The organism is Streptomyces mayteni (assembly GCF_054783955.1).
The window spans coordinates 42,571-64,609 of sequence record NZ_BAAGPR010000038.1 but is presented as its reverse complement, the minus strand read 5'-3'; the positions used below and the strand labels follow the sequence as shown (position 1 = coordinate 64,609).

General features: G+C 74.8%; 23 protein-coding genes. 9 read left to right on the top strand and 14 right to left on the bottom strand.

Translation table 11 applies throughout. The features are described from left to right. Together ACYVPE_RS18615 and ACYVPE_RS18610 are read left to right on the top strand one after the other, a co-directional pair. Positions 1 to 687: SbcC/MukB-like Walker B domain-containing protein (locus ACYVPE_RS18615; protein WP_461034753.1), on the top strand; the 687-nt coding region annotated here is incomplete at its 5' end. A 55-nt stretch (positions 688 to 742) separates the two neighbouring features. Beyond that, entirely contained in the window at positions 743 to 1,582 is an 840-nt protein-coding gene (locus ACYVPE_RS18610; RefSeq protein WP_461034752.1) for an SDR family oxidoreductase, read from the top strand. A 69-nt stretch (positions 1,583 to 1,651) separates the two neighbouring features. Here the strand turns inward: ACYVPE_RS18610 and ACYVPE_RS18605 are convergent, their stop codons facing one another. Beyond that, positions 1,652 to 3,349, bottom strand: coding sequence for a DUF885 domain-containing protein (locus ACYVPE_RS18605; protein WP_461034751.1), 1,698 nt, complete (start codon positions 3,347 to 3,349; stop codon positions 1,652 to 1,654). Positions 3,350 to 3,452: 103 nt separating this feature from the next. After that, on the bottom strand, positions 3,453 to 3,953 hold the full coding sequence (locus ACYVPE_RS18600; protein ID WP_461034750.1) for a GNAT family N-acetyltransferase: 501 nt from the start codon (positions 3,951 to 3,953) through the stop codon (positions 3,453 to 3,455). Between the two features lie 475 nt (positions 3,954 to 4,428). Here ACYVPE_RS18600 and sigJ point away from each other — a divergent pair, with 475 nt between their 5' ends. Next, positions 4,429 to 5,340, top strand: coding sequence for an RNA polymerase sigma factor SigJ (gene sigJ, locus ACYVPE_RS18595; RefSeq protein ID WP_461034749.1), 912 nt, complete (start codon positions 4,429 to 4,431; stop codon positions 5,338 to 5,340). 30 nt (positions 5,341 to 5,370) lie between these two features. On the opposite strand, the gene ACYVPE_RS18590 is transcribed toward sigJ, so the two are convergent. Further along, the gene (locus tag ACYVPE_RS18590; protein WP_461034748.1) at positions 5,371 to 6,138 is read right to left on the bottom strand and encodes a glucose 1-dehydrogenase; all 768 of its coding nucleotides are present in this window, start codon (positions 6,136 to 6,138) and stop codon (positions 5,371 to 5,373) included. 201 nt (positions 6,139 to 6,339) lie between these two features. On the opposite strand from ACYVPE_RS18590, the gene ACYVPE_RS18585 reads away from it, so the two are divergent. Then, entirely contained in the window at positions 6,340 to 7,098 is a 759-nt protein-coding gene (locus tag ACYVPE_RS18585; protein ID WP_461034747.1) for a GntR family transcriptional regulator, read from the top strand. On the opposite strand, the gene ACYVPE_RS18580 is transcribed toward ACYVPE_RS18585, so the two are convergent. The 3 genes from ACYVPE_RS18580 to ACYVPE_RS18570 form a co-directional block, all read right to left on the bottom strand. Continuing rightward, complete coding sequence (locus ACYVPE_RS18580) at positions 7,085 to 8,242, bottom strand: ROK family transcriptional regulator (protein WP_461034746.1); 1,158 nt, start codon at positions 8,240 to 8,242, stop codon at positions 7,085 to 7,087. The two genes, ACYVPE_RS18585 and ACYVPE_RS18580, sit on opposite strands and share 14 nt — an antisense overlap. 83 nt (positions 8,243 to 8,325) lie before the next feature. Next, positions 8,326 to 9,756, bottom strand: coding sequence for an adenylosuccinate lyase (purB, locus tag ACYVPE_RS18575; protein WP_461034745.1), 1,431 nt, complete (start codon positions 9,754 to 9,756; stop codon positions 8,326 to 8,328). Between the two features lie 11 nt (positions 9,757 to 9,767). Continuing rightward, entirely contained in the window at positions 9,768 to 10,568 is an 801-nt protein-coding gene (locus tag ACYVPE_RS18570) for an SGNH/GDSL hydrolase family protein (protein WP_461034744.1), read from the bottom strand. A gap of 36 nt (positions 10,569 to 10,604) precedes the next feature. Between ACYVPE_RS18570 and ACYVPE_RS18565 the strand changes: the two genes are divergently transcribed. After that, a complete protein-coding gene (locus ACYVPE_RS18565; protein WP_461034743.1) occupies positions 10,605 to 11,453 on the top strand; it encodes an MOSC domain-containing protein in 849 nt (282 codons plus the stop codon). 33 nt (positions 11,454 to 11,486) lie between these two features. On the opposite strand, the gene ACYVPE_RS18560 is transcribed toward ACYVPE_RS18565, so the two are convergent. Both ACYVPE_RS18560 and ACYVPE_RS18555 read right to left on the bottom strand, forming a co-directional pair. Next, the gene (locus tag ACYVPE_RS18560) at positions 11,487 to 13,046 is read right to left on the bottom strand and encodes an MDR family MFS transporter (RefSeq protein WP_461034742.1); all 1,560 of its coding nucleotides are present in this window, start codon (positions 13,044 to 13,046) and stop codon (positions 11,487 to 11,489) included. 120 nt (positions 13,047 to 13,166) lie between these two features. After that, positions 13,167 to 13,877, bottom strand: a complete 711-nt coding sequence (locus tag ACYVPE_RS18555; protein ID WP_461034754.1) for a TetR/AcrR family transcriptional regulator — start codon at positions 13,875 to 13,877, stop codon at positions 13,167 to 13,169. A gap of 248 nt (positions 13,878 to 14,125) precedes the next feature. On the opposite strand from ACYVPE_RS18555, the gene ACYVPE_RS18550 reads away from it, so the two are divergent. From ACYVPE_RS18550 to ACYVPE_RS18535, 4 genes are read left to right on the top strand one after another with little or no spacing between them, the layout of a single operon-like run. After that, on the top strand, positions 14,126 to 14,362 hold the full coding sequence (locus tag ACYVPE_RS18550) for an acyl carrier protein (protein WP_132821897.1): 237 nt from the start codon (positions 14,126 to 14,128) through the stop codon (positions 14,360 to 14,362). After that, positions 14,359 to 15,351, top strand: coding sequence for a beta-ketoacyl-ACP synthase 3 (locus ACYVPE_RS18545; protein ID WP_461034741.1), 993 nt, complete (start codon positions 14,359 to 14,361; stop codon positions 15,349 to 15,351). Before ACYVPE_RS18550 ends, ACYVPE_RS18545 begins: the two co-directional genes overlap by 4 nt. 51 nt (positions 15,352 to 15,402) lie before the next feature. Continuing rightward, a complete protein-coding gene (locus tag ACYVPE_RS18540; protein WP_461034740.1) occupies positions 15,403 to 16,626 on the top strand; it encodes a wax ester/triacylglycerol synthase domain-containing protein in 1,224 nt (407 codons plus the stop codon). 10 nt (positions 16,627 to 16,636) lie between these two features. Then, positions 16,637 to 17,335: a lysophospholipid acyltransferase family protein gene (locus ACYVPE_RS18535; protein ID WP_461034739.1), complete on the top strand. Its 699-nt coding sequence runs from the start codon at positions 16,637 to 16,639 to the stop codon at positions 17,333 to 17,335. A 14-nt stretch (positions 17,336 to 17,349) separates the two neighbouring features. On the opposite strand, the gene ACYVPE_RS18530 is transcribed toward ACYVPE_RS18535, so the two are convergent. The 6 genes from ACYVPE_RS18530 to ACYVPE_RS18505 all read right to left on the bottom strand — a co-directional run bounded on the left by ACYVPE_RS18530 (position 17,350) and on the right by ACYVPE_RS18505 (position 21,941). Next, a complete protein-coding gene (locus tag ACYVPE_RS18530; protein ID WP_461034738.1) occupies positions 17,350 to 17,976 on the bottom strand; it encodes a histidine phosphatase family protein in 627 nt (208 codons plus the stop codon). A gap of 141 nt (positions 17,977 to 18,117) precedes the next feature. Next, on the bottom strand, positions 18,118 to 18,999 hold the full coding sequence (locus tag ACYVPE_RS18525) for a hypothetical protein (RefSeq protein WP_461034737.1): 882 nt from the start codon (positions 18,997 to 18,999) through the stop codon (positions 18,118 to 18,120). Positions 19,000 to 19,018: 19 nt separating this feature from the next. Next, positions 19,019 to 19,393 (bottom strand): hypothetical protein, encoded by a 375-nt coding sequence (locus ACYVPE_RS18520; protein ID WP_461034736.1) that lies wholly within the window; start codon positions 19,391 to 19,393, stop codon positions 19,019 to 19,021. Between the two features lie 93 nt (positions 19,394 to 19,486). Next, positions 19,487 to 19,654, bottom strand: a complete 168-nt coding sequence (locus tag ACYVPE_RS18515) for a hypothetical protein (RefSeq protein WP_461034735.1) — start codon at positions 19,652 to 19,654, stop codon at positions 19,487 to 19,489. 107 nt (positions 19,655 to 19,761) lie between these two features. Next, on the bottom strand, positions 19,762 to 20,631 hold the full coding sequence (locus tag ACYVPE_RS18510; RefSeq protein ID WP_461034734.1) for a UTP--glucose-1-phosphate uridylyltransferase: 870 nt from the start codon (positions 20,629 to 20,631) through the stop codon (positions 19,762 to 19,764). A 149-nt stretch (positions 20,632 to 20,780) separates the two neighbouring features. Then, entirely contained in the window at positions 20,781 to 21,941 is a 1,161-nt protein-coding gene (locus ACYVPE_RS18505) for a S1 family peptidase (protein WP_461034733.1), read from the bottom strand. Between the last annotated feature and the right edge of the window lie 98 nt (positions 21,942 to 22,039).

Below are 22,039 nucleotides of genomic sequence, written 5' to 3'. Positions count from 1 at the left end.
CTGGCCGCCGCCACCGGCCGGCTGCGCGCCGCCTCGGCGACCGAGGCGGCCGCCGGCGAGCGGCTCGCCGAGCTCGACGCCCTCACCACCACGGCCTCCGCCGACGCCGTCGTCCTCGCGCCGCTCCGCGCCGACTCCCACCGCGTCACCAGGCTCGCCGGGCTCACCGCCGGCACCTCCCCGGAGAACGAGTACCGGATGCGCCTGGAGACCTATGTGCTCGCCGCCCGCCTCGAACAGGTCGCCGCCGTCGCCAGCACCCGCCTGCACCGCATGTCGGCCGGCCGCTACACCCTCGTCCACACCGACGCCAGGGCCGCGCACCGCGCCCGCTCCGGCCTCGGCCTGCTCGTGATGGACGCCTGGACCGGCCGCACCAGGGACACCGCCACCCTCTCCGGCGGCGAGTCCTTCTTCGTGTCGCTCGCCCTCGCCCTCGGCCTCGCCGACGTCGTGGCCGAGGAGGCCGGCGGCCCCCGCCTCGACACCCTCTTCGTCGACGAGGGCTTCGGCAGCCTCGACGAGCAGTCGCTCGACGAGGTCCTCGACGTGCTCGACGGCCTGCGCGAGCACGACCGGAGCGTGGCCATCGTCAGCCACGTCCCCGACCTGCGCGGCCGCATCCCCGCCCAACTCGAGGTCGTCAAGACCCGCCAGGGCTCCACCGTCCGTCACCACACCGGGTGACCCCCCGTGGAAAACCGGCTGACAGCACGGCCGCCCTCCGGCAGGCTCGCCCGACATGACACCGCATCAGACCGCACCGGCCGGCCGCGATCCGCTGCCCCTGCTCGGCCGCACCGCCCTGGTCACCGGCGCCAGCCGGCGGGCCGGCATCGGCTACGCCGTCGCCCGCCGCCTCGCGGCCCTCGGCGCCGGCGTCTACCTCCACCACCATGTGCCGCACGACGCCGCGCAGCCCTGGGGCGCCGACCACGACGGCCCCGACCGGTTGCTCTCCGAGGTGTCCGAACTGCTGGCCGACGGCGCCAGCGCCGCGCACGGCCCGGCCGACCTCACCGATCCCGAAGCCCCTGCCAGGCTCGTCGACACCGCGGCCGAGGCGCTGGGCGGCCGCCTCGACATCCTGGTCGCCAACCAGGCCCTCAGCGGCCAGGACGGCCAGCTCGACGAGGTCGACGCCGCCATGTTGGACGCCCACTGGCAGGTCGACGCCCGCGCCTCGCTGCTGCTCGTCCAGGCGTTCGCGCGGCGGCACGCGGCGGCCGGCCGGGACGCCCCGGCCGGCCGCGTCGTGCTGCTCACCTCGGGCCAGGACCTGCGCGGCGGCATGCCGGGCGAGTTGGCCTACGCCATCGCCAAGGGCGCCCTGGCCTCCGCCGTGCGCACCCTGGCCACCACGCTGACCCCGCGCCGGATCACCGTCAACGCCGTCAACCCGGGCCCGGTGGACACCGGTTACGCCACCGGCGAGCGGCACGCCCTGATCGCCGGCATGTTCCCCGGCGGCCGGTGGGCCGCCCCCGACGACCCGGCCAGGCTGATCGGCTGGCTGGCCTCGGACGAGGCGGCGTGGATCACCGGGGAGGTGATCAACTCCGAAGGTGGCTTCGCCCGTTGAGCCGGCGACCGGGAGCCGGCGGCCGGGAGCCGGGCCGCGCGCTCGGCGCGCCCCGGCCCCCGGGGCGCGTCAGAGCGCGGACAGCTCCGTCACCAGGTCGTCGAGGCCCAGCGACCCGAGCGACAGGGCGGCCATGTGCCACCGCTTCGCGTCGAAGGCCGCGCCGTGCGCCGCCCGTGCCGCCTCCCGGCCCCGCAGCCAGGCGCGTTCGCCGAGCTTGTAGCCGATGGCCTGCCCCGGCATGCCGAGGTAGCGCACCAACTCGCTCTCCACGAACTCCGCCGGCCGGCCGTTGTGCCGCCGCATGAACTCGAGGCCCAGCTCGGGCGTCCACCGTTCGCCCGGGTGGAAGGGGGAGTCCGCCGGGATCTCCAGCTCCAGGTGCATGCCGATGTCGATGATCACCCGCACCGCCCGCATCATCTGGCAGTCCAGGTAGCCGAGCCGGCGCTCCGCGGTGTGCAGGAAGCCCAACTCGTCCATCAGCCGCTCCGCGTAGAGCGCCCAGCCCTCCAGGTTGGCGCTGACCCCGCCCACCGTCGTCTGGTACCGCGACAGGTCCTCCGCGACGTGCGCCCACTGCGCCAACTGGAGATGGTGCCCTGGCACGCCCTCGTGGTACCAGGTGGACACCAGGTCGTATACGGGGAAGCGGGTCTCGCCCATCGTCGGCAGCCAGGTGCGCCCCGGCCTGGTGAAGTCCAGCGAGGGCGACGTGTAGTAGGGCGCGGCGGCGCTGCCGGGCGGGGCGATCATCGACTCCACCCGCTTGACCCGCTCGGCCAGCTCGAAGTGGGTGCCGTCCAGCGCCTCGATGGCCTCGTCCATCAGCGCCTGCAGCCAGACCCGCACCTCCTCGACGCCCTCGACGGCCTCGCCCGCGGTGTCCAGGTGGCTCATCGCCTCCCAGGGGGTGGCGCCCGGCAGGATCTTCTCCGCCTCGGCCCGCATCTCCGCGTGCAGCCGGTGGAACTCCGCCCAGCCGTAGGCGTACGCCTCGTCCAGGTCGAGGTCGGTGCCGTTCCAGTAGCGCACCCAGCGCGCGTACCGCTCGCGGCCGACGACCTCGGGGGTGCCCTCGGCGGCCGGGGCGTAGCTGTCGCGCAGCCAGTCGCGCAGCCGCGCCACAGCCTCGGTGGCGCCCCGCGCCGCCGCGTCGAGCTCCGCGCGCTGTGCGTCGGGGCCCTTGGCGACGAAGTCGGCGAACCAGCCGGCGTCCTCCGCGCCGCCGATCCACTCGCCGAGCTGCTCGACCACCGTGACCACCTGCCGCGGGCCGGCGAAAAGCGACCGCTCGACCCCGGCGGCCAGCGACCGCCGGTAGCTCTCCGCCGCGGCCGGCACCGCCCGCAGCCGCCTGGCCACGGCCGCCCAGTCCTCGTCCGTGTCGGTCGGCATGAGGGTGAAGACGTCCCGCGTCTCGTGGATCGGCGAGAAGAGGTTGCTCACCGCGCGCAGCGACTCGCCCGCCTCGTGCACCGCGAGTTCCGCCGTGAGCCGCTCGCGGAGCAGCCGCGCGCACCGCCGCTCGGCGACGGTGTCGGCGCCGGTCCTGGCCTCGGCGACGGCCAGCCGCTCCAGGGTCCTCCTGGCGAGCTCGGCGCGGGCCTCGTGGCCGGCGGGGGAGAAGTCGGGCAGGCGGTCCGCGCACTCGGGGACGCCGAGGAAGGTGCCCATGATCGGGTCGAGTTCGACGAGCGCGTCCACGTAGGCGTCGGCGACCTGACGGGGAAGCGAGGTGCTGGTGTCGGTGGTGTCAACTGGCATGCGCCCATCCTGGTACGCCGGAGGTGCGCGCGTCATCAGTGAACGGCCCCCGCGTTCCTGACACTCGCGGTTCCGGCGCCCGCCCGGGGCGTCGAGCCCGGGGTCAGCCCCGGGCCCTGGCCGGCGAGGCGGCGGCCGTCGGCAGGGCGGTCAGCCGGGCCGAGAGCACCAGCGCGTCCTCCTCGGGGTGGCGCTCCACCGAAAGACCGACGGCGCGCATCACGGCCGCCATCCCGGGGTCGGCCGGCCGGCAGACCGCGTAGACCGCCTCCCGCTGTTCGCGGGCGGCCATCTCCACCAGGGCGTGGAGCAGCGAGGAGCCGACCCCGCGCCGCTGCCAGGCGTCCTCCACCAGCAGCGCCACCTCGGCCTCCGCGCCGTCCCACAGCAGGTGACCGAGGCCCACCAAGCGGCCGGACAGCGTTCTGGCGGCCAGCGCGCGGCCGTGCCGCGGGCCGAGCAGATGGGGCAGATAGTCGTCCGCCTCGTCCAGCGGGCCGTGGTAGCGGCCGGCCAGGGCGTCGGGCGAGCAGCGCCGGTGCAGGGCCAGCGCCGCGTCGAGATCGACGGGCCCCGCGGCCCGCAGCAGGAACAGTTCGGTCATGGCAGGTGTCGACCCCCCGTCCCGGGGCGCGCCGCTCCCGGGCGCGGGCCGGCGGCCGTGGCCACACCGCTGATCGTGTCCGTCCCCCCGTGGCCCCTGGCGCGGAATGCCGATCGGACCGCTCGGTACATCGGAGTCTGCCATGAAAGCACTGTCGTCCTCGGTTATTGCGTGATCACGAACGCCCTGTGACCGGACGGTAAAGGAGACTTCCGGCGGAAATGTTCCCTTCGCTTCCGCCACACTGGCCACCCCCGGCACCGTGCCCGCCGACCGGCCCGGTCGGTGGCCGCGACCACCGTGGCCGACCAGCCGAGCCGCTCCTGGGAACCGTACTCCCGTGACTGGTCAACACCCTTGCCGGCGCACCGGATTGAGCCTCTTCCGACAGAAAACGTCGCGCCCGGCCCGAGTGTTCCCCGCGCCGGCACCCCCGGCTGGACGCATCGCGGGCGGCTCGTGGTGGGATGGTCGGGTGGGAGAGGACCTCGCGACACAGGACGCCGCACTGCGGGACTTCGAGACGCACAGGACCCTGCTCTTCGGGGTGGCCTACCGGATGCTCGGCGGGATCAGCGACGCCGAGGACACCGTGCAGGAGGCATGGCTGCGCTGGTCGGCGGCCGACCGGTCGGGCGTCGCGGAGCCGCGCGCCTACCTGGTGCGGATCGTCAGCCGGCTGGCGGTCGACCGGCTGCGTCAGCTCGCCGCCCGCCGCGAGTCCTACGTGGGGCCCTGGCTGCCCGAGCCGCTGCCCGCCGACCGGGCGACGGCCGACCTGTCGGCCGCCCCCGACGGCGCCGAGCGCGCCGTGCTCGCGGACACCGTCTCCTACGCGGTGCTCATCGTCCTGGAATCGCTCTCGCCGCTCGAGCGCGCGGTGTTCGTCCTGCGCGAGGCGTTCGCGCTGCCCTTCGCGGAGATCGCCACCGCGCTCGGCCGGGCCGAGCCGGCGGTCCGCCAGCTCGCCGGCCGGGCCCGCCGCCACGTGGCCGAGGGCCGCCCCCGCTACGAGGTGGACGCGGGGGAGCGGCGCGACCTCACCGAGCGCTTCCTCGCCGCGGCGCTGGAGGGCGACATCGAGGGGCTGCTGTCCTTCCTGGCCCCCGACGTGGCGCTCACCTCCGACACCGGCGGCAAGGCCAGGGGCCCGCGCCGCGTCATCACCGGATCCGAGAAGGTGGGTCGCTTCCTGGCCGGGGTCGGCGGCCGCGCCCCGGCCCAACCGGGCTTCCGGATCGTCGAGTTCAACGGCATGTCGGGGCTGCTGGTCACCGCCGCCGGCCGCCCCTTCGGCGTCTTCCTGCTGGAGGCGGAAGAAGGCGCGATCCGGCGGATCTTCCTGATCGGCAACCCGGACAAGCTCGGTCACCTGCTGCCCGACTGACGCCCGAGCGGTCACCACGCGGCCGCCGGGCTAACGGCCGCCGGCGACGCGCAGGATCGCCCCCGTGGTGTACGACGCCTCGGGGGAGAGCAGCCAGGCCACCGCCGCGGCGATCTCCTCGGGGTGCCCCGCCCGGCCGAGCGGGGTGGCGCGGCCGATCCGCTCGGCGCGCCCCGGCTCGCCCATCGCCGTGTGTATGTCGGTGTCGACCACCCCCGGCTGCACCGAGTTCACCCGCACCCCCTCGGGGCCGAGCTCCTTGGCGAGGCCGAGCGTCAGCGTGTCCACCGCGGCCTTGGACGCCGCGTAGTGCACGTACTCGCCGGGGCTGCCCAGGGTGGCCGCGCCGGACGAGATGTTGACGATCGCGCCGCCCGCCCCGCCGTGCCGCCGCGACATCTCCCGGGCCGCCCGGCGGGCGCAGAGCATCGCCCCGACCATGTTCACGTCCACCACCCGGCGCATCACCTCGGGCGGGGTCTCGTCGAAACGCCCGAGCGGGCCGCTGACGGCCGCGTTGTTGACCAGACCGGTCACCCGGCCCAACTCCCCGACGGCCGCGTCGAACAGGGCGGCCACGTCGCGTTCGACGCTCACGTCGGCCCGGACCGCGACCGCCCGCCTGCCGGCCGCCCGCACCCGGTCGGCGACCTCGCCGGCCGCCGCCTCGTCCCTGGCGAAGCCGATGGCCACGTCGTGCCCGTCCGCCGCGAGCCGCACCGCCACCGCCGCGCCGATGCCCCGGCTGCCGCCGGTGACCACCGTGACCCGCCGTCGCTCCGCTTCCGATGTCGCCATCCTCGGCTCCCTTCCCCGTCCCGGTTCTGGATGAACGATCATATATGAAGCCCGCTGGTCACAGAATGCCTCACGCGTATTGGTCTTGACCAAGACTCGCGCCGGCTCTAGGGTCTATATACGCAACAACCTTTCATAATCATCGGGTTGTCGGCGCGACAGCCGCCGGCCCCGGTCCGGGGAACGCCCGTGGAGGCCAGGGTGGGGAGCATCCAGCTCGAACAGCAGTCTTCGGAGCCCAAGTACCGGCACCTCAAGACCGTGCTCACCGAGGCACTCGACACCGAGTTCTCCGTGGGCCAGGCACTGCCCAACGAGCGTGAGCTCGCCGCCCGCTTCGGGGTGGCCAGGGCCACCCTCCGCCAGGCCCTCGACCAGTTGGAGCTCGAGGGCCGGCTCCAGCGGCGCCGCGGCGTCGGCACCACCGTCGCGCCGCCGCGCGTCGGCGTCGACGTCAGCCCCCGCCGGCACACCTGGCCGGGCGCTCCCGGCGACTCCTGGGTCACCACCGACTGCGCCCCCGCCGTGCCGCCCACCGCCGTGGCCCGGATGCTCGACGCCCGGCCGGACGAGCCGGTCGAGGTCGTGCACCGCATGCTGGTCACGCACGCCCAGTCCGTCGCGGCCGAGCAGCTCTACGTGCCGGCCGGGGTCCTCGCCATCCCTGGCGAGGCGGCGCCCGCCGGCCCGCCACTCACCAGCTCCGAGCGCGGCCGTCAGGTGCTCGCCAGGCTCCAGCGGCTGCGGCCCGACGGCCAGGACCGCTCCGTCGAGCTCGGCTCGGCCGGGGCCCCCGAGGCCCGCCGGCTCGACCAGCTGCCCGGCGCCCCGGTGCTGATCGTCACCACCCGCTACGCCGCCGCGGGCCGCACCGTCGCCGCCGCCGTCGCCACCTACCGGGCGGACACCTGCCGGCTGACGTTCGGCAACCAGGGCACCGTGTCGCTCAGCGCGAGCTGATGTCCTCCACGGCGAACAGCTCCTCCTCCACCCGGTCGAGCGCCACCCGCAGCGCCCCGGTGGCCACCGCGGTGCCGCCGAGCGCGGAGGCCACCACCCGCGGGGTCCGCAGGCAGTAGCGCGCCAGCTCGGTCCGCAGCGGCTCCACCACGCCGTCGAGCCCGGCCGCCCAGCCCCCGATCACCACCAGCTCAGGATCCAGCGCCAGCACCAGCGCCGTCACGTCGTGGGTCAGCCGCTCCACGAAGCGCCCCACCGCGTCCGTGGCCCGCGCGTCGCCCTCCGCCGCCCGCGCGAACACCTCGGCCACCGCCGGCTCGTCCAGCGGGTCGAGCGGCTCGCCAGAGGTGGAGAGCAGCCGCTCGGGCGTCACCTGCCGCCCCAGCAGGTGCAGCGCCCCGATCTCGCCGGCCGCCCCGCCGTGCCCTCGGTGCAGCCGGCCGCCGATCAACGAGCCGGCGCCCGGGCTCAGCCCGGCCAGCACCAGCACCACGTCGTCCGCGCCGGTCGCCGCGCCGAGCCAACGCTCAGCGAGCACCGCCGCGTTGGCGTCGTTCTCCACCAGCACCTGACAGCCGAAGGCGTCCCGCAGCCGCTCCCCGAGCCGCAGCCCCGTCCAGCCGGGCAGCGCGCTGCAGAGCCGCACCGTGCCCTCGGGGCCCACGATCCCCGGGCTGCCCACCCCCACCGCCCGCAGCATGCCGGGCTCCACCGCGCACTCCCGCAGCAGCTCGCCGGCCACCGCGACCGCGGCGGCCAGCCGCTCGTCCGCGGCGGCCCGCACCGACACCTCGCGGGCGCGCGAGCCGAGCCGCCGCCCCAGCAGATCCCCCAGCACCGCCGACACCCGCCGCGGCCCCAGCTCGACGCCCAGCACCCGACCCGACTCGGCGCGGAACCTGAACCGGCGCGCCGGGCGCCCGAGCCGGCGCGCGCCGCCCGGCTCGGGCGCGTCCGTCTCCGTGACCAGCCCCGCCTGGGTCAGCCCGTCGAGAACCCCCTCGACGGTGGGCCGGGAGAGCCCCGTCACCCGGGCCAGGTCCGTCAGCGAACAGGACGGCTCCGCGTCGCGCAGCGCCTTGAGCACCACCGCCGAGTTGATCCTGCGCAACAGCGAAGGATCACCGCCGAGTAGCCCACCCACGCCGCCTCCGACCACGTCAGTCCCGCACGCCGGCACCAACCTACGCCGTCGGCAGGTCCCGCCGCCGACGGACCGGACAGGAGCTAGAGAATGGCGCCCGGCCGGTACCCGGCCGCCGCCGGATACCGCTTGACGACGTCCTCCACCCGCGCCACCACGCCGGCCACCTGGCTCGCCGCGGCCCCGGTGAACGACAGCCGGTCCGCCATCAGGGCGTCGAGCCCGGCCCGGTCCAGCGGGATCCGCCCGTCCGCGGCCAGCCGGTCGAGCAGCTCGTTGCGCTCCGCGCCCTCGCGCATCGCCAGCGCCGAAGCCACCGCGTGCTCCTTGATCACCTCGTGCGCCGTCTCCCGGCCCACCCCGGCCCTGACCGACGCCATCAGCACCTTGGTCGTGGCCAGGAACGGCAGGTACCGGTCCAGCTCCCGCGCCACCACGGGACGGAAGGCGCCGAACTCGTCGAGCACCGTCAGGAACGTCTCCACCAGACCGTCGAACGCGAAGAACGCGTCGGGCAACGCCACCCGGCGCACCACCGAGCAGGAGACGTCCCCCTCGTTCCACTGGTCCCCGGCCAGCTCGCCCGTCATCGACGCGTGACCGCGCAGGATCACCGCCAGCCCGTTGACCCGCTCGCAGGACCGGGTGTTCATCTTGTGCGGCATCGCCGAGGAGCCGACCTGACCCGGCTGGAACCCCTCGGTCACCAGCTCCTGACCGGCCATCAGCCGGATCGTCTTGGCCAGCGAGGACGGCGCCGCCGCCAGCTGCGCCAGGGCCGTGGTCACCTCGTAGTCGAGCGACCGCGGATACACCTGGCCCACCGAGGTCAGCACCTGGCCGAAGCCCAGATGGCCCGCGATCCGCCCCTCCAACTCGGCCAGCTTCCGCTCGTCCCCGCCCAGCAGGTCGAGCATGTCCTGCGAGGTGCCCACCGGCCCCTTCACCCCGCGCAGCGGATACCTGGCCAGCAGCTCCTCGAGACGCCCGAAGGCCACCAGCGCCTCGTCGGCCGCGGTGGCGAAACGCTTCCCCAACGTCGTCGCCTGCGCCGGCACGTTGTGCGAACGCCCGGCCATCACCAGCTCGGCGTACTCGCCGGCGAGCCGCCCGAGCCGCGCCAGCAGCGCCACCGAGCGGTCCCGCACCAGTTCCAGCGAGAGCCGGATCTGCAACTGCTCGACGTTCTCCGTCAGGTCCCGTGACGTCATGCCCTTGTGCACCTGCTCGTGCCCGGCCAGCGCGTTGAACTCCTCGATCCGCGCCTTCACGTCGTGCCGGGTGACCCGCTCCCGCGCCGCGATCGAGGCCAGGTCCACGGACTCGACCACCCGCTCGTAGTCGGCCACCGCCCCGGGCGCCACCGGGACGCCGAGCTCCTCGAGCGCCCGGAGCACCGCCAGCCACAGCCGGCGCTCCAACACCACCTTGTGCTCGGGGGACCACAGCCGCGCCAGATCTGCGGAGGCGTAGCGGGTGGCCAGGACGTTCGGAATGCGGGGCTTGTCAGTCACGCCACCGGATTCTACGGGCCGCTCGCCGGCTCGGTCGGCTGGTCCTCCCAGGCCAGCGGCGTCAGCTCGGGGCGCTTGGGCGCCCGCCCGTCCCCCGAGGAGCGGCCCGTCAGCCGGCGCCCGACCCAGGGCAGCAGATGCACCCGGGTGAAGCGGAGGTCGGCGCTCCGCCGCGCCGCCCAGCCGGGCGGCAACAGGGCGGGCAGCGGCTCGTCCCAGTCGAAGGACGGCGGGTGGCCGAGCCCCTGCCAGACGGCCTCGGCCACCCGCCGGTGGCCCTCCTGGGTCAGGTGCAGCCGGTCGTCGGCCCACAGCCGAGGATCGCCGAGCGCCCGCGAGGCGTAGAGGTCGACCACCACCGCGCCGTGCCGCTCGGCGAGCCCGTCGACGAAGGAGAACAACTCCTCCATCCGGCCCCGGTAACGCTGGAGCCAGGGGCCGCGCCGCCCGGGGCTGCGCATCAGCACCAGCGTCCCGCAGGCCGGCGCCAGCGTCGCGACGGACCGTTCGAGCGCGTCGCACACCGCGGCCATGTCGCACCGCGGCCGCAGCACGTCGTTCAGCCCGCCGACCAGCGTCACCAGGTCGGCGCCCATCGCCTCGGCCGCCGGCACCTGGTCCCGCGCGATCTGGTCGATCAACTTCCCGCGCACCGCCAGGTTCGCGTACCTGAACCCGGCCCGCCGCCCGGCGAGCCGCAGTGCGAGCAGGTCCGCCCAGCCCCGGTACGAGCCGTCCGGCAGGGCATCCGACATCCCCTCGGTGAACGAGTCCCCGAGGGCCACGAAACTACGGAAGTCAGCGCTGTCCATGACGGCATCATGGTAGGCCGACGAAGGAGACGACACATGGCGAGGGTCGTACGGTTGACGACGTATCCGGTCAAGGGCTGCGCCGGGGTGCCCCTCGACCGCGCCGCGCTGACGCCCGCGGGTCTCGCCCACGACCGCGCCTTCATGGTCGTCGACGCCGAAGGACGGTTCCGCAGCCAGCGCCGGGACCCCGGGCTCGCCCGGATCCAGCCCACCCCGAGCGCCGACGGCACGCGCCTCACGCTGCGCGCGGACGGGCTGCCCGCGCTCGCGGTCACGATCGACACCACCGGGCCCCGCCGCCTGGTCACCCTGTTCGGCAGTCCGTTCCACGGCGTCGACCAGGGCCAGGCGGCGGCCGACTGGCTCTCCACCGCCCTGGGTGCGCCCAGCCGGCTGGTCCGGGTGCCGCCCGAGCACGACCGGGTCACCGACGGCCTCGCCCCCGGCACCTCGGGGTTCGCCGACAGCTGCGCGGTGCACCTGCTCTCGCTCGCCTCCCTCGACCAGCTCAACGCCCGGATCACCGCGCGCGGCGGCCGTCCGGTGCCGGTCGACCGGTTCCGCGCCAACGTGGTGGTAGACGGCTGGCCGGCGCCGCACACCGAGGACCGCTCCCGCACGCTGGAGATCGGCGACGCCACCCTCGGATACGCCAAGCTCGCCATCCGCTGCGCGGTCACCCTCGTCGACCAGACGACCGGCGACCGCGCGGGACCCGAGCCGCTGCGCACCCTGGCCACCTACCGCCGGGCCGCCGCCGGCGGGGTGGCGTTCGGCGCCAAGTTCGCGGTGGCCGGCCCCGGCGCGCTGGCTGTCGGGGACCGGGTGCGCACGACGGAGCGGGGCGCGTCCGAACTCGGACGCGCCCCGCTCCCGGCCTGACCCGGCCGATGCCCGGTGCTCGGCGCTCGGCGCTCAGTGCACCGGCGCCGCCGGCGCCTGCTCCCCGGCGGCCTCGCCCTCCTCGCTCGCGAGCCGCTCGTTGCCGCTCGCGGTCTTCAGCGGCTTCTCCTTGATGAAGAGGACCACCAGCAGCGCGAGCGCGGCGAACGGGGTGGCGACCAGGAACAGCTCCGCGGTCGCCACGCCGTAGGCGTCCTGCACGATCTCCCTGATCGGATCGGGCAGCAGCGAGATGTCGGGCACCGAGTGGGCGCCGCCGCCGGCGGCCCCCTCCTCGCCCGACGTGGGCAGCTGGCTGGCCAGCTCGTCCGCCACCCGGTTGGCCAGGATCGCGCCCAGCACGCTGGTGCCGATGGTGCCGCCCATGCTGCGGAAGAAGGACAGCACGGAGGTCGCGGCGCCCAACTCCCTGGCCGGCACGTCGTTCTGCGCGGCCAGCACCAGGTTCTGCATCAGCATGCCGACGCCGATGCCCAGCAGCGCCATGTAGACGCTCAGCAACAGGAAGCTGGTGTCCCGGTCGATGGTGGCCAGCAACGCGAGGCCGACCGTCATCACGGCGCCGCCGATCACCAGGTGGATCTTCCAGACGCCGGTGCGGGTGATGATCTGCCCGGCGACGGTGGAGGACACCAACAGGCCCATGATCATCGGCAGGCCCATCAGGCCCGCGACGGTGGGGGAGTTGCCCAGCGAGATCTGGAAGTACTGGGAGAGGAAGACGGTGCCGCCGAACATCGCGAGCCCCACCAGGAGGCTGGCGACCGTGGTGAGCGTGACCGTGCGGTTCCGGAAGATGTCCAGCGGGATGACCGGCTCGGGCACCCTGGACTCCACCAGGACGGCGGCGCCGAGCAGCACCGCGCCGCCCACCGTGAAGGCACCGGTCTGCCAGGACAGCCAGTCGAACTCGTTGCCGGCCAGGGTGACCCAGATCAGCAGCGAGCAGACGCCCGAGACGATCAGGAAGGCGCCCAGGTAGTCGATCTTGATCTCGCGCCGGCTGGTCGGGATGGACAGGGTGCGCTGGAGGATGAGGATCGCGGCCAGCGCGAACGGCACGCCGATGAAGAAGCACCAGCGCCAGCCGAGCCAGGAGGTGTCCACCAGCACGCCGCCCACCAGCGGCCCCGCGACGGTGCCCACGGCGAACACGGCGCCGAAGATGCCCGCGTACTTGCCGAGTTGACGCGGCGGGATGATGGCCGCCATCACGACCTGGACGAGGGCGGTGAGGCCGCCGGCGCCGATGCCCTGCACGACCCGGCTGAAGATCAGCAGCCCGACGCCCTGCGAGAAGCCGGCCAGCAGCGAGCCGACGACGAACATCGCGAGCGACAGCTGGAGCAGCAGCTTCTTGTTGTAGAGGTCGGAGAGCTTCCCCCAGAGCGGGACGGTGGCGGTCATCGCCAGCAGCTCCGAGGTGACGACCCAGGTGTAGGAGGACTGGGTGGCGCCCAGGTCGGCGATGATCCGGGGCAGCGCGTTGGCCACCACGGTGCCGGCCAGGATGGCCACGAACATGCCGGCCATCAGGCCGGTCATCGCCTGGAGTATCTGGCGCTGGTTCATGGCGGCCGGACTGTGTGCCGGCGCCTCTGGAGAACTCACGGTCTTCCTTCTCGGTACTCGGTGAAAGGGACACGGCGAGACCGGCGGCGGTGGGCACCGCGCCGGTCTCGCCGCCGGTGATCAGCCGGTCGGGCCGCGGTCCTCCGCGGTGGGAGCCGGCAGCCCGGCGGCAAGCTGGGTGAAGGCGCTGTGGAAGATCGGCTGGAACGCCTCGGCCGAGTGCGTGCTCCAGTGCTCGATGGCCACCCGGACTGCGGTGCCGGCCATGGCCGCCACCAGGCGCGGGTAGAGCCCGACCGCCGCCGGGTCCGTGTCCAGGGCGTCCGCGGCTTCGGCGCCGGGCCCGGACGCCGGGTCCGCGGGATCGCCGGTCGCCGAGCTGAGCCGGCGGGCGACAGCGGTGGCCAGGCCGAGCTCGTCGGCCGTGTGCGCGCCCAGGCTGCGGACCAGCAGGTGCGGCGCCTGCCTGAGCACCTCGGCGCGGAGCTGCCAAAGACCGTGCTGCGCCTCGACGTCGACCAACTCGGCGATCAAGGCGTCGCGGACGGCCGCGAGCGGGGTGCGGTCGGCGGGGGCGGCCAGCACGGCCTGCCTGACCCGCTCGCTCAGCTCGTCGTCGATCATCACGAAGGCGTCGTCGCGCTGGTCGAAGTAGTTGAAGAAGGTGCGCGGCGAGACGCCGACCTCGGCGCTGATCGCCTCCACGGTCACGTTCTCCACCCCCCGCGCCACGGCGAGCCGCACCGCCGCCTCCGCCAACGCCGCCCGGGTCGCCTGCTTCTTGCGCTCGCGCAACCCCGAGGGCACCGATCTCTCCACCACACATTGCAGGGTATGAAAAAATTCAGGATATGCAAAACTAATTTTCAACGCCCGGCGGTGGGCCGGAAGACGCCCGTCACATGCCGGCCGACCCCCGTCACCCCTCCGGGTGTTTCTGCCCGCCAACGTCGTCCGGGAGGCTGACAGCCGGTCCGGAGCCCCCGTCCCGGTGTGGAAACGTGTGCCCCCGCCACACGGCGACCGCACCGCACGAACCGACCGCGCCGCACGGCGTGTCGGGTGGACGAGGGAGAACCATGTACGAATGGCTGCGCGACACCATGGTGGGCAGACTCCAACTCCCCGCCGCCGGAGTCCGGCCAGAGGCCACCCCCGAGGAGGCCGGCCTCGACTCGCTCGCCGTGACCGAGCTGGTGCTCATCGCCCGACAGGAACTCGGCCTCGAACTCGACGAGGACGAGCTCTACGGCCTGCGGACCGTGGCGGAGGTCGCCGAGTTCCTGCGCCGCCGGACCGAGCCCGTCGCCTCGTGACCGCCGGCCGGCCCGCCGCCGTGCTGAGCGGCCTCGGCTCCTGGCAGCCCCCCACGGTGGTCGGCAACGACGTCGTGGCCGCTCGACTCGGCGTCAGCGAGGAATGGATCCTCCAGCGCACCGGGGTGCGCACCAGGCGCCGCGTCGAACCGGGCACCGCGACCGTCGAGATGGCGGTCGAGGCCGGCACCCGCGCCCTGAAGTCGGACGGCGCGGGCCAGGTCGACGCCGTGCTGCTGGCCACCGGCACGCCCGACCGGCTCTGCCCGTCGAGCGCCCCCACCCTCGCCGCCAGGCTCGGCCTCTGCGGCGTCGCCGCCCTCGACGTGTCAGGCGCCTGTTCGGGATTCCTCTACGGCCTGGCCGTCGCCGGCGGCCTCCTCGCCGCCGGAACGTTCCACCGCGTCCTGCTGGTCGGCGCCGACACCATGTCCTCGGTCGTCGACCCGGAGGACCGCACCACCGCCGCCATCTTCGGCGACGCCGCGGGTGCCGTCGTCCTGCGCGCCGGAGACCCCGAGGAACCCGGCGCCCTCGGCCCGTTCGCCCTCGGCAGCGACGGCGACCACGGCGACCTCATCCACATCGCGGGCGGCGGAGCCCTGGACCGGCGCAGCCGCATCTCGCTCGCCATGGACGGCCGATCGGTGTTCCGCCACGCCCTGCACCGGATGGGCGGCGCGGTGGCCGACGCCGCCGAGCTGGCCGGCTGGTCGCTCCACGAGGTCGACAGGTTCGCCGTCCACCAGGCCAACGCCCGGATCTCCCGCGCCCTCGCCGCCGACCTCGGCGTCGACCCCGCCCGCTGGATCAGCAACATCGAACACGCCGGGAACACCACCGCCGCCTCCGTGCCCCTCCTCCTCGACCACGCCAACCGGCACGGCGCCCTCCGCCCCGGGCAGCGCGTCGTCCTGGCGGCCTTCGGCGCCGGGCTCACCTGGGGCGGTACCAGCGTCACCTGGCCCACACTCGCCGCCGGGGACTGACGGCCGGGCCCCGGCCCGCACCCCCGTCCACCCCACCCAAGGAACCCACCCATGCCGACCACGCCCGACACCGCCTTCCCGGCCCTGGACCGCCATCTCCGCCGCATGGCCCAGGCGGACAGCGGACACTTCCTCCTCAGCGGCGTCATCCTGGAGATGGCGGGACCCGCCCCCGGCATCGGCGCGCTGCGCGACCACGTCCGCGACCGGCTGCCGCTGCTCCCCACTTCGTCGGACGCGCCCGTCGAGCGGCACGTCCAGGAACTCCGGGTCACCCCCGGGCCGCACGCCGCGGCCGCCGCCCACGACGAGCTGGTCAACCGGCCGCTGCCCCGCCCCGAGGAACCCTGGGACGTCTGGTTGGTCCACGGCTTCCAGCCCGACCGCCACCTGCTCTGCTACCGCGCCCACCACGCCCTGCACGACGGCCTGACCGTCGCCAGGATCGGCCGCCTGCTCTTCGGCGCCGCGCCCACCGCCCCCGCCGTGCCCCGCCCACCGGCGCCCAGGCCGCCGCTCGGCGCCCGCATCGCGGGACTCGCCCGCGTCACCGCCGACTCCACCCAGCTGCTGCGGCCCGCTCCCCGCCGCCCGCTGCTCGACCTGCCCCGCAAGAACGAACGGCTGCTCTCCGCCGCCACCGTGCCGGTCGGCCGACTCCGCGCCGCCGCGGGCCGCCTCGGCTGCTCGGTGCTCGACGTCCACCTCGCCGCCCTCTCCCGCGCCGCCGAACGCTTCGACGCCACCGGCTGGACGGCCGAGGGCCGCCGCGCCCGGGGCTTCGGGCTGCCCGTCGCGCTCGGCCACGACCCGGGCCAGCCCTACCTCGGCAACCGCTTCACCATGGCGCTGATCCCCGTGCCCTGGCAGGAACCCGACCTCGGCCGCCGCGCCCAGCTCATCGCCAGACACACCGCCAGGCTCAAGCCCCGCTCCACCCGCTGGGCCCAGAGCGCCACCATCGGCCGGCTCGGACCACGCGGCGTCGACGCCGTCTCCGGCCGGGTCTTCGCCCGCGCCGGCCTCCAGACCACCGTGCTCACCGCCGCGCCCGACCTCGGACACGACGACCGCCCACCGCTCCGCGTCACCCCGATCAGCTGCCTCCCCACCCACCTCCCCTGCCTCCCCGCACTCGCCGTCTGGCGCGACCAGGCCACCTGCGCCTTCACCGCGGACGCCGCGCTCCCCGAGGCCCGCGACCTCGCCGAGCACTGGCGGGTGGCGCTCGACGCCCTGGCCCCCCTACCGGCCCAGCGGGACGGGGACCGGTGAGCCACCCGCCATGCCCGCCTACCACGCCACCCGGGCCCTGATGCGGCTGGCCGCCGCCACCGCCTGCCCCACCACCGTCGAGGGCGTCGAACACCTGCCGCGCACCGGCCCCGTGCTGCTCGCCGGCAACCACCTCGCCGCCTGCGACACCTTCTTCCTGATGGCCGCCGTCCCCCGGCCACTGGTCTTCTTCGGCAAGCGCGAGTACTTCACCGCGCCCGGGCTCCGCGGCCGCGCGCTCGCCGCCTACTGCACGCGACTCGGCTTCCAGCCCGTCGACCGCCGCGGCGGCCCCGCCGCCGCGCGCAGGTTCGTCGCCACCGGCTCCGCCCTGCTCACCGCCGGAGCCGCCCTCGCCATCTACCCCGAGGGCACCAGATCGCCTGACGGCCGCCTGCACCGCGGCCGGCCGGGCACCGCCTCCATCGCCCTGACCTCGGGCGCCCCGCTGGTGCCCTTCGGCATCACGGGCACCGACCGGGTACAGCCCATCGGCACCACGCTGCTCAGGCCGCACCGCGTCCGCATCCGCTTCGGCCACCCCATCGACCACACCGCGCTGCGGCGGCGCGCCCCCCGGCCGGACGGCGCCCCCGCCACCGCGACGCTCCGCGAGCTGACCACCCTGCTGATGGGGCGCATCGCCGAACTCTCCGAACAGCCCTACGTCGACACCCTCGCCACCCCGCCGCTCGCCGTGCCCGGCTGACCCCGCCCCCCCCGTCAGCCGGCGGCGACGGCCGGCGCGTCCCCGAGCCGCGCGCCCGTCCAGCCGAGCGCGCGCCAGCCCCGCCCCGGCGCGCCCTCCAACGTCACCACGCCACCGTTGGGCACCTCGTGCGCCACCACGAACTCCACCGACACGTTGGCCACCCGCGCCGCCGTCCACACCCGGATCATCGAGCCATGGCCGACCAGCGCCACCGCGGCGCCGGCCGAGGCCGCCTCCGCCACCACCGCGTCGAACCGGCCGAGCGCCTCGGCCCCGCTCTCCGCGCCCGGCATCCGCACCTCGGTCCGACCCGCGGCCCAGTCACACGCCACCCGCAGATAGACGCCGACCGACTCCGCGTCCCCCCGCCCCTCCAGATCGCCGGCCGCCAACTCCCGCAGACCGTCCCGCAACCGCACCGCGAGACCCCGCTCCCGGGCCAGCGGCGCGGCCGTCGCCACCGCCCGCACCAGCGTGGACGCGTAGAGCGCGTCGATCCGCTCCCCGGCCAGCGCCGCGGGCAGCGCCTCCGCCTGCCGCAGCCCCTCGGGCGTCAACTCGGCGCCCGGCGCCGCCGTGTCCAGCAGCCCGGCGACATTGGCCGGCGTCCGACCGTGCCGGATCAACAGCAGCCGCATCGCGCACCACACCTTCCGAGTCGGCCGCGGCCCGCTCGCGGACCGCCTGATCGCGGTGCATCGTCATGCCGACCCCCGCCCACCACCACCCCGACACGCGCCGAGAACCACCCACTCACCCGATCGAGTGAGGCCCGTCCCTCACGCCTGCTTGCGCAGCAGCGCCGTCACCCGCAGCCCGACCTCCGGCGGGAAAGGCCCCTCGGGCAGTTCGAGCCGCAGCGACTCGGCGAGCGCCGCCACCCGCAGGTCGAACGCGGCCTCCACCAGATGCGCGAACGCGTCCACCGCCGCCCGCCCCCGGCGCACCGCCTCGCCCAGCATCGCCGCGCCGACCACCGTGCCAGGCCACCACCACACTGCGAGGCCGCACACCAGCACCCCCCAACCGGCCAGCACCACCGCCGCGTCCACCCGGCCGCGCGCCGCCCGCAGCGCGTCCTGCTCCTCAGGGGTGAGCAGCAGCCAGAGACGCGGCCAGGCGAAGCTCACGTCCACCCGGTACCAGGCCCACACCCGGGCGGCCAGCGCCGTCATCCGGTCGGCCATCCAGGTCGGCCGCTCCGGCGGCCGCAACCCCACCGCGTTCCGCCGAGCCGCCAGCACGTCCAACTCCCGCTGCCCCGCCTCGGCTTCCTCCGCCGCCCGGTAGGCCGCCGCCCGCAGCCGCCAACGCCGCGCCCGCCCCGCCGTCAGCCGCCGCCCAGGCCCGGAGGGCCGAGCCGGCCAGGGGCCGAACCACAGCCGCCGCAGCGCCCCCGCGCACACCCCGGCCGCCAGGCCGGCCGCCGCCGAGAGCAGTGGCAGGAGCGCCACCCAGAACGCCAGCCGCACCGGATCCTCCGCGACCGAGTCGGCCAGCGAGGAGACCGCGGCCCGCAACCGCCCAGGATCCGCGAACCCCCGGTGGCCCAGCTCGCGGGCCGCCCACACCGCCGCCACGAACAGCAGCCCGGGCAGCGCGAGCAGCGCCGCCCACCGGTCGAGCACCCGCTGCCCCAGCTCCGTCACCACCGCGCTCACCCGCGACCCACCCCGGCCCTCACTCGAACCGCAGGGGCCGGCCGTGCAGCGCGCACTGCGGCAGGTCGTCCTCGGGGCCTGGCCGCTCCCGGCGGGCGCACCGACCCACCGGGCACCGGTAGGCGCCCACCGCGACGTGTCCCGGGCCGGTGCCGAACAGCTCCACGGGGCCGGTGTCGGGCGGCAGTTCGGCCGGCGGCTCCCCGCGGTGCGTGGCCCCCACGGGACCGAGCGCCGCCAGATGCTCCCGCAGCGGCTCGCCACGCCTGGCGGCTGCCACCAGCGCCGCGAACCCCACGCCCAGGCCGGCCCGCTCGGCCATCGCTCGCAGTGCCCTCAACTCACGGCAGAGCTGGGCCAGTTCCGCCGCTTCGGGCTCCCCCTCTTCACTCACGCCCCCATGATGCCGGGCCCACCAGGCGCGCCGCGAGGGTTCAGTGCCGAGGACCGTTCCCGGCCGGGGCGGGGCCGGGAACGGGCACCGCCGTCACCGATCGGGCGACGGCATGGGGGTGTTGACCCAGTGGCTGGCGAAATTCGCCTCGATCTCGTCCATGGAGGCCGTGAACTCCTCCAACAGGTCGGCACAGCACGCGATGACCCCGTCGAGGATCTCGGCGCCGCCTTCGTCGATCCGGTACAGCATCTCCATCATCACGCCCCCATCAACGATGGCGCGCGAGGCCGGAAGTGCGCCGACGGAGTGAGCTAACGTTTCAAACCCGGGGACGTCACCCGGGCGGCGTGCGCCGGCTCGTGGCGCTATTCGCCGAGTGCCAGCTTGCGCAGCTCCGGGCCGTACTCCGGGTGGGCGAGCGCCGCCGCGAACTGCGCGCGCAGATAGCCGAGCGCGTTGCCGGTGTCCCACCAGGTGCCGTCCACGACCTGCCCGAAGACCGGGTGCTCGGCGGCGTGCCGGTGGATCGCGTCGGACAGCCCGATCTCCCCGTCGGGACGCGACCTGTGCCGGTCGGTGAGACGTTCGAGCTCCGCCACGATCCCGGGGGTGATCACATAGCCGCCGATCGCCGCGTAGGCCGAGGGGGCGTCCTGGGGTTTGGGCTTCTCCACCAGGCCGTCGATCCGGATCAGCCCGCCGCCCAACTCCTCGCGCACGACGGGCACGCCGTACCGGTGGGACTCCGCGGGCTCCATCGGCATCAGGCTCAGCACCGGTGCCCGGGTGCGCTCGTAGGCGTCGAGCAGCTGCTGGGCGCGGGGCACCTCGGAGGTGAAGACGTCGTCCGGCCACAGCACCATGAAGGGTTCGTTCCCCACCACCCGGGCCGCGTTCAGCACCGGGGTGCCGTTGCCGTAGGGCCCGTCCTGGTAGAGGTAGGTGATCCGCGCCATGCTCGTGACCCCGAGCAGCGCGTCGGCGGCGGCCACCTTGCCGTCCGCCCGCAGCCGCAGGTCGAGGTCCTCGTCCGGGGCGAAGTGCTGCTGCACCAGGGTCTTGCGGGTGGAGACGACGATGGTGACGTCGTCGATCCCGGAGGCCACCAACTCCTCGATGGTGTGCTGGAGCACGGGCTTGTCGAGGATGGGCAGCATTTCCTTGGGCAGTGCCTTGGTGAGCGGCAGCAACCGAGTGCCGAGCCCCGCCACGGGGATGACGGCCTTTCGGATCATGAGCGATGACTTCCTTCCGGAATGGAGTCCGGTGGCAGACGCTACGAGGTCGGCCCCGGTTCTCCAAGCGGGAGGCGCCGTTGGCGTGAAAGACCCGGTGGGCGTGGGCCGTCGCCGCGCCCGCTGGGGCGCGGCGACGGCCGCCCGGCTCACGCGGTGTGCAGCGTCAGCCCGTAGGTCGACAGGATCTCGTTGATCGGCTGGTACCAGGTCTCGCCGCCGCTCGAGCAGTTGCCGTAGCCGCCCGAGGTCACGCCCTGGGCCTGGTCACCGCTGATGTACGAGCCGCCCGAGTCGCCGGGCTCTGCGCAGACGCTCGTCCTGGTCAGCTGGTGGACCACCTCGCCGGACGAGTAGTTGACGGTCTCGTTCTTGCCGCGCACCACGCCGCAGTGCCAGCCCGTGGTCGAGCCGGAGCGGCAGATCGAGGCGCCGATCGGCGCCTCGGACGAGCCGCGCACCAGGGCGTCGGAGACCGTGCCCCAGCCGAGCACGACCGGCACCGTCCACCAGCCGTTCCCGACGCTGACCCAGGCGTAGTCGTTGTTCGGGAAGGAGGAGCCCTGGATGTAACCGACCAGGGAGCGGTCCCAGCCGTAGACCGCCTGCCCGGCGCGACCGCAGTGCCCGGCGGTGACGAAGCCGCCGTGCACCGAGAAGCCGATGGAACAGCGGACGTTGCCCGTGTAGAACGGGTCCCCGCCCACGGTGCCCGCGGCGAAGGTCTCCGGGGCCCGGTCGGCGGTCTCCTCGACGGTGACCGGCCCGCGCGCCCGGGCGTCGGCCAGGAACGCGGCGACCTCCGGGGTCCGTGCCTCGCCCTCGACGACGCTCACCACCACGCCGTTGGCCCGCGGGTCGACCCGCCAGCTGGCCACCCCGGCGGGGGCGCCGGAACGCTCCGCCAGCCCGTCGACCGCCTCCATCGTGGCGGTGAGCTCCGCCTCGCTGTGCCGGACGACCTCGGCCTCCGCGCCCGTCGCACGCACGGCCCCGACCAGGTCCCGGTCCGTCACCGCGACGACCAGCTCGCCGGCCTCCGCGTCGAACCAGGCGCCGCCGAAGGACGCGCCGGCGAGCTGCCTGGCGTCCTCCTCGACGCCGGCCGCGGCGGTCTCGACCCGCAGCCGCTCGCGCGCCTGCGCCTCCGTCAGACCGAGGTCGCGGCTCATCGCCTCCACGATCGCCTCGCTCGCGCCCTCGCTCTCGTCCGCCGCGGACCGGTCGGCCGCGACCGCGCCCGTCCCGCTCAGGGCGCCGAGCAGCAGCAGTGCGGACAGCCCAAGCCGCAGTCCTGACGTGCGTCTCATGTGGGGGTTCTCCTTGTGTCGCTCGTTGGGAACAGGGAGATTGAGAGCGCTCTCATTCGACTCGCGTCATCAGACTAGACCGAGCCGGTTGTCATGAC

Bases quoted from the DNA above. Each gene is read 5' to 3' on its own strand.
- ACYVPE_RS18600 (WP_461034750.1), bottom strand. From the start codon at position 3,953: ATGACCGAACTGTTCCTGCTGCGGGCCGCGGGGCCCGTCGATCTCGAC.
- ACYVPE_RS18560 (WP_461034742.1), bottom strand. From the start codon at position 13,046: ATGAACCAGCGCCAGATACTCCAGGCGATGACCGGCCTGATGGCCGGC.
- ACYVPE_RS18570 (WP_461034744.1), bottom strand. From the start codon at position 10,568: ATGGACAGCGCTGACTTCCGTAGTTTCGTGGCCCTCGGGGACTCGTTC.
- ACYVPE_RS18530 (WP_461034738.1), bottom strand. From the start codon at position 17,976: ATGCGGCTGCTGTTGATCCGGCACGGTCGGACGCCGGCCAATGTCGCC.
- ACYVPE_RS18590 (WP_461034748.1), bottom strand. From the start codon at position 6,138: ATGGCGACATCGGAAGCGGAGCGACGGCGGGTCACGGTGGTCACCGGC.
- ACYVPE_RS18505 (WP_461034733.1), bottom strand. From the start codon at position 21,941: ATGAGACGCACGTCAGGACTGCGGCTTGGGCTGTCCGCACTGCTGCTG.
- ACYVPE_RS18510 (WP_461034734.1), bottom strand. From the start codon at position 20,631: ATGATCCGAAAGGCCGTCATCCCCGTGGCGGGGCTCGGCACTCGGTTG.
- ACYVPE_RS18610 (WP_461034752.1), top strand. From the start codon at position 743: ATGACACCGCATCAGACCGCACCGGCCGGCCGCGATCCGCTGCCCCTG.
- ACYVPE_RS18565 (WP_461034743.1), top strand. From the start codon at position 10,605: ATGGCGAGGGTCGTACGGTTGACGACGTATCCGGTCAAGGGCTGCGCC.
- ACYVPE_RS18540 (WP_461034740.1), top strand. From the start codon at position 15,403: ATGCCGACCACGCCCGACACCGCCTTCCCGGCCCTGGACCGCCATCTC.
- ACYVPE_RS18535 (WP_461034739.1), top strand. From the start codon at position 16,637: ATGCCCGCCTACCACGCCACCCGGGCCCTGATGCGGCTGGCCGCCGCC.
- ACYVPE_RS18605 (WP_461034751.1), bottom strand. From the start codon at position 3,349: ATGCCAGTTGACACCACCGACACCAGCACCTCGCTTCCCCGTCAGGTC.
- ACYVPE_RS18550 (WP_132821897.1), top strand. From the start codon at position 14,126: ATGTACGAATGGCTGCGCGACACCATGGTGGGCAGACTCCAACTCCCC.
- ACYVPE_RS18515 (WP_461034735.1), bottom strand. From the start codon at position 19,654: ATGATGGAGATGCTGTACCGGATCGACGAAGGCGGCGCCGAGATCCTC.